Raw genomic sequence first — 14,571 nt, forward strand, 5'->3', positions numbered from 1 at the left:
CTCTAAGAAAACGCCGATGCGAAGCATCGGCTACGGGTGGGGGCTCCCTCCGCAAGTCACATCGCGGGAAAAACCCCCACCCGCCCCGCGCTGCGCGCGTGTCGGCCTCCCCCGCAAGCGGGAGAGGCGAAGGCAAGCGCGGATGAGTATTGAAGCCTCGATCGACCATTTGCGTCCCGCCGCGGCGGCGCCCGCGGTGCCGGTCAACCAGCTACTGACCGCGCCGATCCTGCCGACGCTGCTGCGACTGGCGATTCCCAACACCATCGCGATGTTCGGCTCGACGCTGGTCGCGGTGGCCGAGACCTCCTATATCGGCCGGCTCGGCACCGAGCCGCTGGCCGGGATCGCACTTGTGTTTCCGTTCGCGATGTTGACGCAGATGATGTCGGCGGGCGCGATGGGCGGCGGCGTCTCGTCGGCGATCAGCCGCGCGATCGGCGCCGGTGAGCGCGACCGCGCCGCCGACCTCGCGCTGCATGCCGCGATCATCGGCGCCGGCGCCGGGCTGTTCTTCACCGTGCTGATGCTGACCTTCGGCCGCGACTTCTATGCGCTGCTCGGCGGCCGCGGCGGCGTGCTCGAGCAATCCATGCATTATTCGCAGGTGTTGTTCTCCGGCGCTGTTTCGATCTGGCTGGTCAACACGCTGGCCTCGGTGGTGCGCGGCACCGGCGACATGCGGATCCCGTCGATGACGCTGATCGCGGTCTCCTTGGTGCAGATCGCGGTCGGCGGCGTGCTGGGACTCGGACTGTTCGGCGTGCCGAGTTTTGGCATGCGCGGTGTCGCCGCGGGCCAGCTCACCGCCTTCACGCTCGGCGCAGTCTTCCTCGCCTGGTATCTGGTTAGCGGCCGCAGCCGGCTGACGCTCGATTTCAAGGCCTTCAGCTTCCAGCGCGCGATGTTTCTCGACATCCTCAAGGTCGGCGCGATCTCCTGCCTGTCGCCGCTGCAGAGCGTGCTGACCATTTTGATCTTCACCAAGATTCTCGCCGGCTTCGGCACCGAGACGCTGGCCGGCTACGGCATGGGCTCGCGGCTGGAATTTTTGCTGATCCCGATCGCGTTCGCGGTCGGCGTCGCCTCGGTGCCGATGGTCGGCATGGCTGTTGGCGCGGGGCTTGCGGCACGGGCGCGCAAGGTGGCCTGGACCGCCGGCACCGTCGCAGGGCTGGTGGTCGGGCTGGTCGGACTGATCGTCGCGCTCAAGCCGACGCTGTGGATCGCGCTGTTCACCAGCGATCCCGGCGTGACCGCCGCGGCCTCGTCCTATTTCGCGCTGGCCGGCCCCGGCTTCGGCTTCTTCGGCGTCGGCGTCTGCCTCTACTTCTCCTCGCAGGGCGCCGCCAAAGTCGGCGGCCCGGTGCTGGCCGGCACGATCCGCCTCCTGGTGGTCGGCATCGGCGGCTGGTGGCTTGCGACGGTGAGCGCGCCGGCCTGGACGCTGTTTGCGCTGGTCGGCGGTGCGATGGTGGCGTTCGGTCTTGCCACGATCGTGTCGATCCGGCTGACGCGCTGGGGCTGAAGCGCGACCAACTGTCGCCCTGCACCCGATCGTTGCCTGAGCATGACCTCGTCGGCGACGCGCTGCATAATTTTTCCGACGACGCTCGCCTGATCGCGAGATTATGACATTGCAGAAATTGTTCGACTTGCTATGCAGGCCCGCCTTCTGGGGGAACCATCATGGCCAGCCGATTCGGATACGTGATCGCACTCGTTGCGGCGCTCGCCGCGCCCGTCGCGCATGCGCAAGGCACCTCGCCGGAGCCGGCCGGCGTCTGGCAGACCCAGGCCGGCGATGCCCACGTCAAAATCAGCAAGTGCGGCGGCGGCATCTGCGGCGTGGTCGTCAGCCTGCGCGAGCCGATCGATCCGATGACCGGCAAGCCGCAGGTCGACAACAAGAATCCCAACCCGTCGCTGGCCACCCGCCCGATCATCGGACTGCCGCTGTTCTCCGGCATGCATCCGGTCGCGGCGGGCAAATGGCAGGGCCAGATCTACAATGCCGACGACGGCGGCACCTATGCCAGCAGCGTCACCGTGACCGGCGAAAGCACGCTGCGCGTCGAAGGCTGCGTCGGCGCACTCTGCGGCGGCGAGACCTGGACGCGGGTGGGACGGTAGTACGCTTCTCCTTCTCCCCGCTTGCTCAGTGCGCTCCCTCGCCCCGCTCTTGCGGGGCCGAGACGAGCGAAGCTCGCTCTGAGAGGGTTGGGGTGAGGGGCCTCCATCCGGCGAGCAATTCGCCGATCGTTGAGCAGTGTGCCCTGCCCCTCACCCGGATCGCACCGGACAATGCTACGCATTGCCGGGGCGATCCGACCTCTCCCCGCAAAGGGCGGGGAGAGGTGAAAAGAAACCAACTACATCGCACGGGTCTTCAGCAGCGTGGCGGCGGCGGCGTAGCCGCCGCTGGCGCCGTCGATGAAATGAACGTGGTCGGCACGCATCACCGACGGCGTGAAGCAGGTCATCATCGCGGCGTCCTGCTGGTGCAGGCCGTAGCGCACGATGCCCTGTGCGGCGGCGGCCGCGAGGCGCTGCTCGAGCTCGGCGGCGAGTTCGACCGTGCAGTCGAGGATCATGCGCAACCCGTCGTCGAATTTGCGGAAGTCGGAGTTTTCCACCACCTGCCGCACATAGGTCTTCGGCACGAACTTCCCGATCGGAATGTTGAACCGCATCAAGGTATAGGCCCACAGCGTGAAGCTGAGCACGACGGCGCGCCGCAGCGCCAGCGAGCCGCCACGCCGCGCGCGCGCCTCATACTCGACTCCCTGCGGCGGCCAGCGCAGCGGCGGGCCGCCTGCCGGCACCGGCCGGCCGGCTTCCGGGGTCTTCTCCACCCGCGCGACGATGTCCTCGATCACCTTGCGGAACGCCGCCGGATCGGCACCCTTCGCCGGCAGCACCAGCACCGACAGGATGGTGCCGCGCGCCGAGGGCATCACCTCGAAGCGGCACGACAGGCCGGACAGATCGGGCTGCGTGCCGGCGGCCGCCGGATCGATGGCAAACTCGCCGCGCTTCATCGCGGCATCGGCAAATGCCAGCCCGCCACCGGAGAACATCGCATAGGACAGATTGGCCGACGGCCCGAACCGCGCGACGCGCACGTCGAGGCCGGCGGCGCGGATCGCCGCAACCGGCACCAGCGCCACCCGCAGCACCAGATCGAGGTCGTCGCGGACCCAGCGCGCGGTCGCCGCCAGCGCCTCGCGCGCCTTGTCGAAATCGGCCGGCGCGATCGCAAAGCTGGCGCCGTCGCCGCCGAACACGAAGGGAAACTCGCGCCCCTCCAGCGCATTGGTGACGGCGGCGACCACCGCGGCGCCGGCCATGTTGACCGCCTTGTAGCGCTGCGCGGCGATCGCCTTGGTCGATTCGACGATATCGGCGACGCCGACGCTCCAGTCGTCGGGCAGCGGCGCATACAGCGCCGGGTCCATCAGGCGCGCGAAGCCGCGAAACACGGGGATGCCGCCGTAAAAATTTTCGCTGCCGCCAGCCATCGCACCGCCGCGCCGTTCTACCCGAGAGAATCTGTAGCAGATACGCAGCAGTTTGCGATCCGGTTTTGCAAGAGCCCCGGATTCGCCACGAGCGAATTTATTGCCCCGTCATCCTGAGGTGCGAGCGCTTGCGAGCCTCGAAGGATGAATCGGCCCGGCCGGTGGCCGTCGATCCTTCGAGGCTCGCCAAGAGGCTCGCACCTCAGGATGACGGGGATGGAGTGGCCGTAGCCCGGATGCGGCGCGACTACTTCCCCATTCCGCGCAGCACGAGCTGGTTCAGGCGGCTGGCGAAGGCGGCGGGGTCGTCGGGCATTTCGCCGTCGAGGATCTGGGCCTGCTCGAACAGCAGCAGCGACAGGTCTTTTGCCTGCGCGGTGTCGCCGGCGAGGGCTGCGACCAGCGGGTGGCGCAGATTGACCTCGAGGATCGGCTTTGTCACCGCGCCGCGGTTCTGCTGGGCGAGCAACCGCTCCAGCGCGCGGTCGCGCGCATCGCCGCCGGCAACCAGGCAGGAGGCGCTCGCGGTCAGGCGCTGCGAGGCGCGCACATCAGAGACGCGCTCGCCGAGCGCATCCTTGATCAGCGCGATCGTGGTCGCCGCATCCGCTTCCGGTTCGTCCTTTTTCTCGTCGGTGTCGGTGAGCGGGATCAGGCCGAAATCGACGTCGCCCTGACTCAGCGACTTCAGCGGCTTGCCGCCGAAATCGAGCGGCGCCGAGGTCCAGAACGCGTCGACCGGATCGGTCAGCAGCAGCACCTCGATGCCGCGGGCGCGCGCCGATTCCAGCTTCGGGTTCGACTTCAGCCGCTCGATGCTGTCGCCGACCAGATAATAGATCTCGGTCTGGTTCGGCTTGAGATCATCGACATACTGCTTCAGCGAGCGGTTCTCGCCCGATGTCGTGGTGAAGCGCGACAGCGCCAGCAGCTTTTCGCGGCGCTCAAAGTCTTCCCACAGGCCTTCCTTGATGACGGGACCGAACGCGTCCCAGATTTTTGCAAAGGTCTCGGGCTCCTTCTCGCCGATCGTTTCGAGCTCGCCGATGACGCGGCCGGTGACGGCTTTGCGGATCTGCGCCAGCTGCGGATTGTTCTGCAGCATCTCGCGCGAGATGTTGAGCGGCAGATCCTCGCTGTCGATCACGCCGCGGATGAAGCGCAGATATGCCGGCAGCAGCTCGGCGTCGTCGGCGATGAAGACGCGGCGGACATAGAGCTTGACCTTGCCCTTGCGCTCGACCTGGAACAGGTCGAACGCCTTTTGCGACGGCGCGAACAGCAGCACGGCGTAGGACTGCCGGCCCTCGGCGCGGTAATGCAGCGTCATCGCCGGCTCGTCGAAGGCGCCGGCGATCTGCTTGTAGGCCTGCGCATAGTCTTCCGGCTTCAGCTCGGATTTCGAGCGCTGCCACAGCGCGCTCGCCAAATTGATCTGGCGCGGCTCGCCCTCCGCCGCCGCCAAAAGGATCGGGAACTGGATGTTGTCGGAATATTCGCGGACGATGCGCTCGATCTCGTAAGCCTCGAGATATTTTGCGGCGTCAGGCTTCAGATGCAGCACGATCTCGGTGCCGCGCGCGACGCGCCTGGCATCTTCCTCGCTCGCGGGCGCGATCTCGAAACCGCTGCCGCCGGCCGAGGTCCACACCCAGACCTCGTCCGAGCCGGCGCGGCGGCTGGTGACGACGATCTTCTCGGCGACCATGAAGGCCGCATAGAAGCCGACGCCGAACTGGCCGATCAAATTGGCGCCGTCCTTGGCCTCGGTCAGTTTTGCCAGGAACGATTTGGTGCCGGAGCGCGCGATGGTGCCGAGATTGTCGATCAGCTCCTGGCGGTCCATGCCGATGCCGGTATCGGCGACGGTGAGCGTGTTGGCGGCCTTGTCCGGCGCGATCCTGATCGCGGGCGGCGCGCCGTCGGCGATCAGCTCGGGATGGGCGATCGCCTCGTAACGCAGCTTGTCGCAGGCATCCGACGCGTTCGAGATCAATTCGCGCAGGAAGATGTCGGTCTCGGAATAGACCGAGTGCACCATCAGGTCCAGCAGTTCGGCGACCTCGGCCTGGAACGGCTGGGATTCGGCAGCGGCAGTGGTGGTCATGGGGATCTCGGGGCAATCCGGGAGGTGGCGGGAAAGCCCTGATATAGCGCTGCCATGCCGGCTGGCAAGATTGAAGGCTTCCGGCCCGGCGCTCCGCCGGTGCTCCACCGCGGGCCGCGCCTTAGTTCCGCTCGGAAATCGCCGAGATGTAGCGGCGCACCGAGCGGTCAAACGCCGCCTTGGCATCGGAAGCGATGTTCTTGCCCCACCAGGCGCCGTAGATGCGGTCGAACGCCAGCGGCTGCACTCTGCCCGCAATCGTGCGGACCGCGGCGGCGTTAAGCGGAATGTAGTTCGGATAGCTGTACATGAAGCTGACCGAGCGGCGGTCCATATTGACCATCGCGATGTCGCCGGTGAGCAGCGCGCCGCGCCCGTCGGCGCCGCCGCGCCAGTGCAGCACGGTGGCGCCGGCAAAATGCCCGCCGGCCCGGATCAGCAAGATGTCGTCGGAGATGCGATGGCTGTCGCCTTGCCACGGCACGATCGATGGATACGGCCGCGTCACCCATTGCGCGTCGTCGCCGTGCAGATAGACCGGCACGTTGCCAAACGCCGCGCTCCAGTCGGCGACCGCGCCATAGTAATGCGGATGCGAGATCGCGATCGCTTTGAGGCCGCCGAGCGAGGCGACATGGGCGATCGCCTCCGGCGTCGCCAGCGGCACGCAGTCCCACATCACGCAGCCGCCGCGGCCCGGCACCAGCAGCGCGCGCTGGCCGATGGCAAATGACGGCTCCAGCGCGATCCCGGTCAGCCCGAGATCGTCGCGCCACACCAGGTGATGCCGCGCCGCCAGTTGCTCGCGCGTCAGCCAGGTCTGGCCCTTCCAGTTGACATATTGCCGCTCGTCCTCGCAGATCGGGCAGGACGCCGGCGGTGTCGCGGTTTCAGGGAATTGCGCGCCGCATTGTTCGCAGGTCCACAGGGGCATCGAATTTCACCATCACTGTCAGATCACGGCTTAGCCGCATAGGCCTGCTGAACCGCCTTCGGCTCGGTGATGCCGCCCGCGATCAGGAGCTGCAGCAGCACGCGCGCCTTCTGCGGGTTGAGGTCGAGCGCGACCGCAAAGCCGAGCTTGTCGTCCTCGACCTCGACGTTGCGGTTGACGAAGCCGGAGCCGACGCGGCTCGAGCGAACCACCAGGACGCCCTGCTTCGCCGCCGCGGCCAGCGCATCGATCGCGGCCTTGGACGAATTGCCGTCGCCGACCCCGGCCAGCACGATGCCCTTGGCGCCGCGCTTGACCGCGTCCTCGATCGGCGCGGCGTCCATATTGGCATGCGAGTAGATGATGTCGACCCGCGGCAGCGGCGGCGCCTCCGGCAGCTTCAGCTTTGCACGCTCGGCCGGGACCGCCGGATGCAAATAGCGCAGCGAGCCGGTGTCGACATAGCCGACCGGCCCGGCATCGGGCGAAACGAAAGTCTGGACGCTGGTGGTGTTGGTCTTCTGCACCCAGCGCGCGCCATGGATGGTGTCGTTGAGCACCACCAGCACGCCGCGGCCGCGCGATTCCGGCGCAGAGGCGACCCGCATCGCCTCGTAAAGATTGGCCGGACCGTCGGCGCCGATCGCCGTCGAGGGCCGCATCGAGCCGACCAGCACCACCGGCACGTCGGTGTCGAGCACGTTTTGCAGGAAGAACGCGGTCTCCTCCATCGTGTCGGTGCCGTGCGTGATGACGACACCGTCGACCTCCTTGCTGTCGACAGCGGCGCGGATACGCTTGACGAGGTCGAACCAGACCTTGTCGTTCATGTCCTGCGAGCCGATCGAGGCGATCTGCTCGGCCGAGATCCGGGCGAGCTTGTCGATCCCGGGAATTGCGGCAACCAGGTCCGCCGAGTTCACCTTGCCCGAGTCATAGGCGTTGCCGGCGCGCGCACTGGCCTGCCCGGCAATGGTGCCGCCGGTGCCGAGCACCAGCACCCGCGCCAGCGTGGTGTCCGAGGCGCGCTGTGCGGCGGCGGGCGACGCAAGCAAGCCGATCATGAGGACGAAAGCGGCGCCGATGGTCGTCAGCGCAAAACGGGTCGATCGAAGCGAGTGAGGCGTCATTGCTTTCCCCCAGCGACACATTGGCCTGCCACAACTCGTGGTTTTGTCGCGCAACAAATGGACAAACTTGCGGCAGACCATGTGACCGGCGGAATGCTCAGCCTCAATCCAGCCTTTCAGGATTCCTGCAGGGTAAAACCTTGACATCGCCGGGACGGCGGCGCAAACGTTTTTCGAAGATTATTCGAATTTTTGGTGCACGATGCATTTTCAGCTTCCCGACGATCTCCTCGTCCTGCAGGGCCGGATGCGTGAATTCGTACAGACCGAGCTCAAACCGCACGACCGGGCAATCGAGGAGACCGGCGAGGTGCCGGAAGTCGCGATGGCCGGCCTGCGCAAAATGGGATTGTTCGGCACCAACACGCCGAAGCAATTCGGCGGCCTTGGGCTCACGATGCTGGGCAGCTGCATCGCGATCGAGGAGCTGGCGAAGGCCCATACCGCCTTCTACTATTTGAGCGGCGTCAACGTTCACATCGGCTCGAAGGCGATCGAGCTGTTCGCCAAGTCCGAGGTTCGCGACCGCTGGCTGCCCGAGCTCGCCAGCGGACGGGTGATCGGCGCCTTCGCGCTGACCGAGCCGAATGCCGGCTCCGACGTGGCGCGGATCCAGACCACGGCACGGCGCGATCGCGACCGCTACATCCTCGACGGCACCAAGACCTACATCACCAACGCGCCGGTCGCCGGCGTCTTCACCGTGTTCGCCACGCTCGATCCATCCGCCGGCGCCAGGGGCATTGCGGCGTTCGCCGTCGACGCCAAGACGCCGGGCCTCGGCATCGGCCGCGTGGTCGAGATGGTCGCCGGGCGCGGCTCGGCGCATGCCGAGGTGATCTTCGAGAACTGCCGTGTGCCGCGCGAGAACCTGCTGGGTCAGGAAGGCGAAGGCTTTGCCATCGCGATGCGGTGCCTGGATGCGGGGCGCACGCATTGGGGCGCCTATTGCGTCGGCGCGGCGAGCCAGCTGTTGGACTATGCCCTCGACCATGTCTCCGCGCGCGAGGCGTTCGGACGCAAGCTGCGCGACCACCAGGGCATCGAATGGCAGATCGCCGACATGGCGAGCGCGCTGCACGCCGCGCGCCTCGTCGCCTATGAGGCGGCCTGGCGCTACGACCAGGGCGACGCGGCGGCCCGAACCGCGGCGGCGGCGCTGTCGAAATACACCGGCGCCGACATGGTGCAGCGCGTTGCCGACACCACCATGCAGCTGTTCGGTGGTGCCGGTTATTCCAGAGACCTGCCGATTGAACGGATCTGGCGGGAAACCCGGGTGGTCCGCATCCTGGATGGCACATCCGAGATCATGCGCCAGATCATCGCCCGCAACGCGTTCCGGGCCCATGAACGGCGCAATGCGCCGCCCTGATGGCAGACCCGCGCTGTATCCGATGGCAATAGCGCTTGGTGTTCTCCTGTCCCTGCCTTACTCTTTTTCGGGGGACGCGAGGAAACGCCGGTGGCTTCGGGGACGACACTCAAGCTCAAGCAGCAGCGCAGCCGTGAGCGGCGCGAGCAGATCCTTGCCGCGGCGACAAAACTGTTCGGCGAGCGGGGCATCGACGGCACCTCGCTCACCGACATCGCCGCGGCGGCCAAGGTGCCGCTGTCCAGCCTCTACGATTACTTCGAGGACAAGCGGGCGCTGGTGCTGGAGGTGCCCGAGGGCAATTTCGAAGCGCTGTATCAGAAGACCGAGCCGCTGCTGGTGAAGGGCGGCGACGCCGTCGAGCAGCTGCGCATCATCTTCATGACCAACTTCGAATACATCAGGGAGAATCCGAGCTGGGGCCGCGTGTTCTTCCTCGAGATCTGGCCGAGCGTCCTCGCCTCGGAGCCGCGGGTCAAGAAGGCGGTCGACAAATACGCGCTGCGCTACGTGCAGCTGATCAAGCAGGCGATCCGCGCCGGCACCTATCGCAAGAATCTCGATCCCTACACCGCGATGTCGCTGATGATGGGCGGGATGTGCCACCTCACTGCGGTCTGGCTGCTGTACGGCCGCAAATACGATCTGGTGAAGAAGGGCAAGGCGCTGTTCACGACGCTGCATAACGGCTTCGTGCAGCGTTAACACCTCCCGGTGTTTAGCTGTCGTCCATGCGAAAGCAGGGACGACAGCGTGGTCGAGAAGATAGTCTTCGCACCCCCTACACAGCTGTCTCGATCATGCTCTAGTATGACTGGCGGAGACCGCGCGAACCTGATGTCGCGGCGATCGGGCAAGGGGAATGAACCGATGGACGTGAGGGCTGTCCTGCCGCCGCGCGGACGCGACTATCGCCTGGATCTGCTGCGCGGGTTCGCCAACTGGGCGATCTATCTCGATCACATCCCGAACAACGCGGTCAACTGGATCACGCAGAAGAACTTCGGCTTCAGCGACGCCGCCGACCTGTTCGTGTTCATCTCCGGCTACACCGCCTCGTTCGTCTATGCGCGGATCATGATGGAGCGCGGCTTCGTGATCGGCGCCACCCGCCTGGTCAAGCGGGCCTGGCAGATCTATGTCGCGCATGTCCTGCTGTTCGTGATCTACATCGCCGAGATCGGTTATCTCGCGCAGCACTACCACGACCCGAACCTGGAGAACGAATTCAACGTCGCGGGCTTCATGCACAACCCGGCCGAGACGCTGTATCAGGGCCTGCTGCTGGCGTTCAAGCCGGTCAACATGGACGTGCTGCCGCTCTATATCGCGCTGATGCTGGTATATCCGCTGGTGCTCGCAATGATGTTGCGGCGGCTCAATCTGACGCTTCTGCTGTCGTTCCTGCTCTATCTCGCCGCACGCCATTTCGGCTGGAACGTGCCGGCCTATCCGAGCGGCTCGTGGTACTTCAATCCGTTCTGCTGGCAGTTCCTGTTCGTGTTCGGCGGCTGGTTCGCGCTTGGCGGCGCCAGCGAGTCGATAAAATTCATCCGCTCGCGCGCCTTCCTGGTGCTGGGTGCGGCCTATCTGCTGTTCGCGCTGGTGATGACGCTGGCGGGGCGCTTCCCCGAGCTCGGGCAGGCGATGCCGGCCTGGCTCTACGATGCGTTCAATCCGAACGACAAGACCAACCTCGCGCCCTATCGCGTGCTGCACTTCGTGGTGCTCGCCTTCTTCGTCACCCGCTATTTGCCGCGCGAGTGGGTCGGCTACGAATGGCCGATCTTCCAGCCCATCATCAAGTGTGGCCAGCAGTCGCTCGAGGTGTTCTGCTCCGGCGTGTTCCTTGCCGTCGTCGCCCACGTGATCCTGGTCGAGGTTTCCGGCAGTCTGTGGATGCAGATCCTGGTCAGCGTGATCGGCATCGTGCTGATGACGATACTCGCCTATTACCGCTCCTGGTCGAAGAAGGTCGACAAGGCGCCGGCAAAGGCACCGGCAGCGGTGAAGCTGGCGGAGTAGATCCCTGCCCTTATGCCTCTCCGCGCCTGCGGGGAGAGGCCGGATCGCATCGAAGATGCGATCCGGGTGAGGGGGAGCCTCCGCAAATCCACCTGTCAGCGAGTTCGAGGAGATAGCCCCTCACCCCAACCCTCTCCCCGTAAGAACGAGGTGAGGGGGCGCAGTGTCGTCTGCGGCTGCTGCTCAGCTTGATCTCATCACGTCTTGCTCCGCGCCCCGCGGCGGCCATCGCGAGATTTTGCAAAGCGATGCGCATCGTCCGACGACAGATTGCCGCACGCGTCGGATCCCCGCTCCCGTCATTGGCCTGCACGACGACACATCCGTTGCGCAATTTGCGGGGAACAAGGTGGATTGAGCCTCGTTGCGGTAGCAGACGCCACGCGCTGCCGGATCGACCACGATGGGAGAACGCCGTGGAGAGCAATATCAAAGACCTGTTTGACGCCTACGAGCGCTTCTTCGGCCGCGCGCTTGCCGGCGAGGCCGCGATGGGTGAGGCGGAATCGTTCTATGCCGCCGAATTCATTGCGGCGTCGCCGAACGGAGTCATGACCGGAAAGAACGATGCGCGGCTGAGGCAGGTGATGGCCGAAGGCTATGCCCGCTACCGGTCAATCGGAACCAAGGCCATGCAGATCCGACATCTACGGATCTCGCCAATCGACGAACAGCACTGCGTCACCCACGTCGCCTGGCGGGCGAGCTATACGCGCAAGGGCCTGCCCGATGTGACGATCGACTTCGAGGTGCATTACCTGGTGCAGCAACTCGGCACGCAGGCGAAGATCTTCGGCTGGGTATCGGGCGACGAGCAGGCCGTCCTGCAACAGCACGGCATCATCTGAAGCCCGCCGGCCCAAGGCAAAGGTCGACCCCAAAATTGCAGGTTTACCCCTGCTCATTCGTCTTATCAGTGGAGAGACCTCGTCGGCGGAAAACGCCAGCACTTTCGACTGAAATTTTCTGAAGATTTTGGCGCCGCCTTTTACTCGAATTTCCGTCGCGGCCCTCTAGCTGCAGCGCCGAAAGTTCCCATCTCCAGAACGGAGCGGCGCCCCTTCAGCGGTCATTCTCTCGGCCGGTTACGGACTACGCGAGCATTTCGGTCGCATCGACCTCATTTGCGCTGCGGGCGGCTCAATAAGACAAAGCTTTATTCGGCCCTGGAATGGAAATGAGCGTAGCACGCGAGTCGATCGAGTTACTGGGCCAGCTGGCGCGGATCCTGTGGTTTGAAGGCACCAGGCACGGACTGCGCGACCGCGAATGGATGGCGCTGCGCTTCCTCTCCCGCGCCAACCGCTTCTCCAGAACGCCGTCGGCGCTGGCGAGCTATGTCGGCACCACCCGAGGCACCGCGTCCTTCATCATCAACGAGCTTGAACGGCTGGGATATCTGGAGCGCAAGCCCTCCGCCGAGGACAAGCGCTCTGTGATGCTCAACGTCACACAGCCGGGCAGGAAGTTCCTGGCGCGCGATCCCGTCAAGGCGCTGGTCGACGCGCTCGGCGTGCTCGACCAGGACAGCAAGCTGCATTTCCGCGACACGCTCCGCCATGTGCTCGATCAATCCGACGAGGCCGATCGCAAGCACCATGCCGATGTCTGCAAGCGCTGCATCTTCCTCAGGGAGGACCGCACGACCATCGCCGGCAAGACAGTGGTGGAATTCACCTGCCGGCTGTTTCGCGCCGGGATCGCCGAGGCGGAGACCGATCTGCTGTGCACGAGCTTCGAGCATCACCGGCCCTAAAGCACGATGAGATTGGGTTGAATCGTCATCGCGCTTTTAGTCGCGGCGGCCAACGCAAGCGTCGTGATCACGGCGTCGGCTTGCGCGCCGAGTAGATCGCCCCGCTGCCGCACAGCACGACCAGGCGTCCGTTCTCGTTTCTGATGTCCTCGATGCGGCCGAGCCCGGGCACCTGCTGGCCGAGCATGGCCTCGACCACGCCGTTCGGTCCCTGCAGGATGGCAATGCCTTCATAGGCCTGGCGAACCGTCCAGCCCTTGACCACCTTGCGCGGCGCCTGTGCGTGCTCGGGCGGCGATACCGAACCGGTGACGCTGATGTCGGCAGCCGCGGCGGCCGACGCCAGCATCGGCATCGCCTGCGCCGATGGCTGCGATTGCGGCGCGACCGGCGCGGCCGCCTGGGCCTGCGCTTGCGCCAGCCTGTCGAGCTTTACCGTCGAGGACGAGCTGACCCGCTCGATGCGGTCCAGATTCTCAGCGAACCGGCCGAAGCGATCGTTGGTCGCCTTGCTCGACTGATCGACCGCCGTGCGCAAGCCGTCGAGGTTTTCGGTGACGCCCGACATCTGCTTGCGCAGCTGCGCCACCGTATCGCGCAGGCTCCTGATCTCGGCATTGGCCGCGGTGTTGGTCGGCGCCGGCTGCATGGTGATGAGGTAGGCCATGACGCCCGTGCAGACGCTGACCACGACGCCGACGGCAACCGCGAGGCTTGCGAGCGGCACCACCCAGGGCGGGCGCGGCGGCGGCGGCTTGGCCACGATCACGGCAGGCCGCACCACGGCCGGCGCGGGTGTCGAGATCGCCATCTTGTCCATGCGCGCCTTGGCCCGAATGCGCTTGAGACCCTCGAGCGCCTGCTTTGCCAGCACTTCGTCGGCCGTCGCGGTCGAAGCCTTCGCACCTGTCGCAGGGCTAGCGGTCTGCGTCGAAGCCTGCTTCGGGTCGCGCGGCTCGGTGGCCTGCTTCGCCGCCCCTAGCGTATTCACGGTGTCATTGGGACGAGCTTTGCCGCCGGACGACATCTGAAATGCTCCGCCTCGATTTGATTCTGCTGAGCGAGGCTAGTTGCCAAAGCTTGCCCGAAGCCGGTGCACGGCAAGACGTCGATGCGACGTTGCAAGCTCAATGCAGTTCGACACATCCAAGGCAAAGATGAGTCTGAAAAGACACACCGCCGCCGCAAGATTTAAGAAAGTCTATTTGCACCGCGACACCTCGGCGAAGCTTCGCGGTGCCGCGCGGCGTTTCAGGCGTCAATCCGGGATTGCAAACCGCTCAACGAGCGCGAGGACGAACCCGTTCAAACTGCTCGGATTTCACCGCCACTTAACAAGATCAAACGATGCGCGAATAGATATAGTTCGATTTCCAAACCAATTGGTATTCATCGAAACACCAAGAAACGATCAGTAAACAACAATAACATAAAGCAAGTTTACCAACAGATTCGTTTCGTGCGCTTGATCAGAAATTGCCAGTTGTTACGGTTTGCCTAGTGATTCTCGCCAGTTGGCGAGGAGAAACTGACACAGATCACAGCGCTGATTGGACACGATCAGCCAGTTGGCGCAACCGTTCTAGGTCGTTTCTCAACAGCTTCGCGCGGTGATCCGTAAGACACCCGCCAGGCATCATGTCGTAGCGTTCGGTATCGGCGTCGAAGTAACAGGCCTGCAAGCGCAGGCGCTGAATGCGTAGGGCTGCCTGCGAACAACTCA

Annotated in this window: 12 protein-coding genes; 7 read left to right on the forward strand and 5 right to left on the reverse strand. The window is 65.2% G+C overall.

Features of this window, described 5'->3' with window-relative positions:
• Positions 1 to 142 precede the first annotated feature (142 nt).
• Positions 143 to 1,528 carry an MATE family efflux transporter gene (locus CI41S_RS05970; RefSeq protein ID WP_139857810.1) on the forward strand — a complete coding sequence of 462 codons (1,386 nt, stop codon included), beginning with the start codon at positions 143 to 145 and terminating at the stop codon, positions 1,526 to 1,528.
• 161 nt (positions 1,529 to 1,689) lie between these two features.
• Positions 1,690 to 2,133, forward strand: coding sequence for a DUF2147 domain-containing protein (locus CI41S_RS05975; protein ID WP_139857811.1), 444 nt, complete (start codon positions 1,690 to 1,692; stop codon positions 2,131 to 2,133).
• Between the two features lie 239 nt (positions 2,134 to 2,372).
• Here CI41S_RS05975 and CI41S_RS05980 read toward each other — a convergent pair whose 3' ends face one another.
• The 4 genes from CI41S_RS05980 to CI41S_RS05995 all read right to left on the reverse strand — a co-directional run bounded on the left by CI41S_RS05980 (position 2,373) and on the right by CI41S_RS05995 (position 7,692).
• Positions 2,373 to 3,521 (reverse strand): DUF3095 domain-containing protein, encoded by a 1,149-nt coding sequence (locus tag CI41S_RS05980; RefSeq protein ID WP_139857812.1) that lies wholly within the window; start codon positions 3,519 to 3,521, stop codon positions 2,373 to 2,375.
• 247 nt (positions 3,522 to 3,768) lie between these two features.
• Positions 3,769 to 5,628: a molecular chaperone HtpG gene (htpG, locus tag CI41S_RS05985; RefSeq protein ID WP_139857813.1), complete on the reverse strand. Its 1,860-nt coding sequence runs from the start codon at positions 5,626 to 5,628 to the stop codon at positions 3,769 to 3,771.
• Between the two features lie 121 nt (positions 5,629 to 5,749).
• Positions 5,750 to 6,562: an MBL fold metallo-hydrolase gene (locus CI41S_RS05990; protein WP_139857814.1), complete on the reverse strand. Its 813-nt coding sequence runs from the start codon at positions 6,560 to 6,562 to the stop codon at positions 5,750 to 5,752.
• Positions 6,563 to 6,585: 23 nt separating this feature from the next.
• A complete protein-coding gene (locus CI41S_RS05995; protein ID WP_139857815.1) occupies positions 6,586 to 7,692 on the reverse strand; it encodes an asparaginase in 1,107 nt (368 codons plus the stop codon).
• A 202-nt stretch (positions 7,693 to 7,894) separates the two neighbouring features.
• Between CI41S_RS05995 and CI41S_RS06000 the strand changes: the two genes are divergently transcribed.
• The 5 genes from CI41S_RS06000 to CI41S_RS06020 all read left to right on the forward strand — a co-directional run bounded on the left by CI41S_RS06000 (position 7,895) and on the right by CI41S_RS06020 (position 12,848).
• Positions 7,895 to 9,067 carry an acyl-CoA dehydrogenase family protein gene (locus CI41S_RS06000; RefSeq protein WP_139857816.1) on the forward strand — a complete coding sequence of 391 codons (1,173 nt, stop codon included), beginning with the start codon at positions 7,895 to 7,897 and terminating at the stop codon, positions 9,065 to 9,067.
• Positions 9,068 to 9,157: 90 nt separating this feature from the next.
• Positions 9,158 to 9,772 (forward strand): TetR/AcrR family transcriptional regulator, encoded by a 615-nt coding sequence (locus tag CI41S_RS06005; protein ID WP_139857817.1) that lies wholly within the window; start codon positions 9,158 to 9,160, stop codon positions 9,770 to 9,772.
• A 165-nt stretch (positions 9,773 to 9,937) separates the two neighbouring features.
• A complete protein-coding gene (locus CI41S_RS06010) occupies positions 9,938 to 11,092 on the forward strand; it encodes an OpgC domain-containing protein (protein WP_139857818.1) in 1,155 nt (384 codons plus the stop codon).
• 416 nt (positions 11,093 to 11,508) lie between these two features.
• Positions 11,509 to 11,940, forward strand: coding sequence for a DUF6841 family protein (locus CI41S_RS06015; protein ID WP_139486618.1), 432 nt, complete (start codon positions 11,509 to 11,511; stop codon positions 11,938 to 11,940).
• Between the two features lie 329 nt (positions 11,941 to 12,269).
• Positions 12,270 to 12,848, forward strand: coding sequence for a MarR family winged helix-turn-helix transcriptional regulator (locus CI41S_RS06020; RefSeq protein ID WP_139857819.1), 579 nt, complete (start codon positions 12,270 to 12,272; stop codon positions 12,846 to 12,848).
• A 67-nt stretch (positions 12,849 to 12,915) separates the two neighbouring features.
• Here the strand turns inward: CI41S_RS06020 and CI41S_RS06025 are convergent, their stop codons facing one another.
• Entirely contained in the window at positions 12,916 to 13,875 is a 960-nt protein-coding gene (locus CI41S_RS06025; RefSeq protein WP_139857820.1) for a hypothetical protein, read from the reverse strand.
• Positions 13,876 to 14,571: the final 696 nt, after the last annotated feature.

Source organism: Bradyrhizobium ivorense, assembly GCF_900696085.1.
GTDB classification, from domain to species: domain Bacteria; phylum Pseudomonadota; class Alphaproteobacteria; order Rhizobiales; family Xanthobacteraceae; genus Bradyrhizobium; species Bradyrhizobium ivorense.

What these genes read in the sequence shown, in the direction of transcription:
- CI41S_RS06010 (WP_139857818.1), top strand. Translation starts at nt 9,938, where the DNA reads ATGGACGTGAGGGCTGTCCTGCCGCCGCGCGGACGCGACTATCGCCTG.
- htpG (WP_139857813.1), bottom strand. Translation starts at nt 5,628, where the DNA reads ATGACCACCACTGCCGCTGCCGAATCCCAGCCGTTCCAGGCCGAGGTC.
- CI41S_RS05990 (WP_139857814.1), bottom strand. Translation starts at nt 6,562, where the DNA reads ATGCCCCTGTGGACCTGCGAACAATGCGGCGCGCAATTCCCTGAAACC.
- CI41S_RS06025 (WP_139857820.1), bottom strand. Translation starts at nt 13,875, where the DNA reads ATGTCGTCCGGCGGCAAAGCTCGTCCCAATGACACCGTGAATACGCTA.
- CI41S_RS05995 (WP_139857815.1), bottom strand. Translation starts at nt 7,692, where the DNA reads ATGACGCCTCACTCGCTTCGATCGACCCGTTTTGCGCTGACGACCATC.
- CI41S_RS06020 (WP_139857819.1), top strand. Translation starts at nt 12,270, where the DNA reads ATGAGCGTAGCACGCGAGTCGATCGAGTTACTGGGCCAGCTGGCGCGG.
- CI41S_RS05980 (WP_139857812.1), bottom strand. Translation starts at nt 3,521, where the DNA reads ATGGCTGGCGGCAGCGAAAATTTTTACGGCGGCATCCCCGTGTTTCGC.
- CI41S_RS06000 (WP_139857816.1), top strand. Translation starts at nt 7,895, where the DNA reads ATGCATTTTCAGCTTCCCGACGATCTCCTCGTCCTGCAGGGCCGGATG.
- CI41S_RS05970 (WP_139857810.1), top strand. Translation starts at nt 143, where the DNA reads ATGAGTATTGAAGCCTCGATCGACCATTTGCGTCCCGCCGCGGCGGCG.
- CI41S_RS05975 (WP_139857811.1), top strand. Translation starts at nt 1,690, where the DNA reads ATGGCCAGCCGATTCGGATACGTGATCGCACTCGTTGCGGCGCTCGCC.